Raw genomic sequence first — 1,750 nt, forward strand, 5'->3', positions numbered from 1 at the left:
TCGCGGCCATGGTCGTCGTCTCGATCGTCTACGGGGCGAAGGTCACCTGGATCGCCGCGACGTCCATGTCGCTCGCCCGTCCCGCGTCCGCGGCGACCGACTACACCGTCCCGATGGCGATCGAGGGCATCCTCGTCACCGTCGCCGGCTCGGCGGCCCTCGGACTCGCCGCCGCCACCGGATTCACATGGACGATCACCCTCGCCGCCGTCCTTGCCATCGCCGGAGCCGCCATCGGCCCCCGCTGGCACACCACATGAACAACCGCGCCATCGGCCGGGCCAAGGCCCCGACGGGCGTCGGCCGCCCGAGCACTCGGTCGGAGGGGACGGCGTACTCGCAGGCCCGGTCTCACGGCCGCCCAAGGATCGATCTTCTCCCGGCATGCTTCCGGCAACCCGGTTTGCTCGATGCGTTGCTCGCTCTGTTCTTCCTTCGGCACCTGCCCCCGTCCTGAGTCGGCTCCGGCTCCTCCACGGAGTCGTCGATGCCGTCGTCGTTCCGATCCCGCTCCGGAGGAACCGGCGGAACCGTGCCACACCGTCCGGCCCGAACGTTTCGATAGTGCGATGATCTTGCAGGGGCCGGCCCCGGCAGTTCCTTGACGCTCGCGGGTGGGGGGCGTGTCATGGAAGAGGGCCCCGCGCCCTGGCGATGTGGCGGAATGTGATGAAGGGGGTTCACATGACAGCCACGGTAGTCGCACGCAAACCCGCTGTAGGAGAGGCTTACTGGGTCCTAGGCGGTCTCTACGAGGTCAAAGTGTCAAGCGAGGAGTCCGACGGCGAGCTGGTCGTCATGCACATGACCATGCCGGCGGGGCTAGGCCCGCCGCCCCACACGCACCCGGGGAACGAAGCGGTGTACGTCCTGGACGGCACGCTCCGCTACTACATCGGCGACGACACGCTGGAGGGGGAGCCGGGCTCCTTCTTCTACGTCCCCGCGGGAACGTGGGAGAACTTCGAGCCGACGAGCACCTGTCGCGTGCTCGTCGAGTACCTGCCCGGCAAGGACATCGACAAGTTCTTCGCTGAGATCGGGGAACCGGCAACGACCAGGGAACTGCCTCCCGCGACAACGCCACCACCCGACGTCGACAGGATCATCGCGGTCGGTGCGCGCTACGGCCTCGAAATGAGGCCACCACAAGGAACATGACGAAGAACCCGCGCGGCGGACGACCGTCCGCGCCAGGGACGGAGCGAGGGCGGCGTGGGCTGTTGCCGTCCGCACTCCATCCGCAGCCCATCGGCGACCGACCTCACCCGGTGCGGTCGGCGCACCTCCCCCATTCTGCTCACTCCCAAGCTCCAGCGAGGGTGGGAGGACTCGCTGGCGGCCCGGCTCGATTCGGGACTCACCCGCCGGTGCCGATGCTCTGTGGGCTGCTGGAGACCGCGCGGAAGAAGTCGGGTTCGCGGGGCCTTCTCGTCACCGCGTAGCGGTCGTGGAGGGTAGACGCATGTGCCCGCCTCCGCTTCGCAGCTACGGAGAGTGATGGATCGTGGGGAGGGGTTCTCGTGACCTCGTTCGGGTGGGAGGGAGATGATCTCCCTATTCCTCCAGTTGATCACTAAGGCCCTCCGGCGAAGATGCTGGAGGGCCTGTGGAGTAGGGGTGGGCGATACTGGGTTCGAACCAGTGACCTCTTCGGTGTGAACGAAGCGCTCTCCCACTGAGCTAATCGCCCGGGCGGGCCGCTGTGGTGGGCGGACCGACGGTCGAAACTCTAGCGCATGTTGGGGGT

2 protein-coding genes and 1 tRNA gene are annotated in these 1,750 nt (G+C 67.6%); 2 read left to right on the plus strand and 1 reads right to left on the minus strand.

Going from position 1 to position 1,750, the window contains the following annotated elements; all coding sequences use genetic code 11:
* Both E1281_RS41010 and E1281_RS39505 read left to right on the plus strand, forming a co-directional pair.
* Nucleotides 1-260 (plus strand): hypothetical protein (locus E1281_RS41010; protein WP_207943792.1); only part of this gene is annotated, 260 nt, incomplete at its 5' end.
* 424 nt (nt 261-684) lie between these two features.
* Nucleotides 685-1,161, plus strand: a complete 477-nt coding sequence (locus E1281_RS39505; protein ID WP_165959326.1) for a cupin domain-containing protein — start codon at nt 685-687, stop codon at nt 1,159-1,161.
* 460 nt (nt 1,162-1,621) lie between these two features.
* Here E1281_RS39505 and E1281_RS39510 read toward each other — a convergent pair.
* Nucleotides 1,622-1,693, minus strand: a tRNA-Val gene (locus tag E1281_RS39510).
* Nucleotides 1,694-1,750 lie beyond the last annotated feature (57 nt).

This window comes from Actinomadura sp. KC345, assembly GCF_004348515.1.
Classification (GTDB): domain Bacteria; phylum Actinomycetota; class Actinomycetes; order Streptosporangiales; family Streptosporangiaceae; genus Spirillospora.

Coding starts and splice junctions, on each gene's coding strand:
- E1281_RS39505 (WP_165959326.1), top strand. CDS start 685: ATGACAGCCACGGTAGTCGCACGCAAACCCGCTGTAGGAGAGGCTTAC.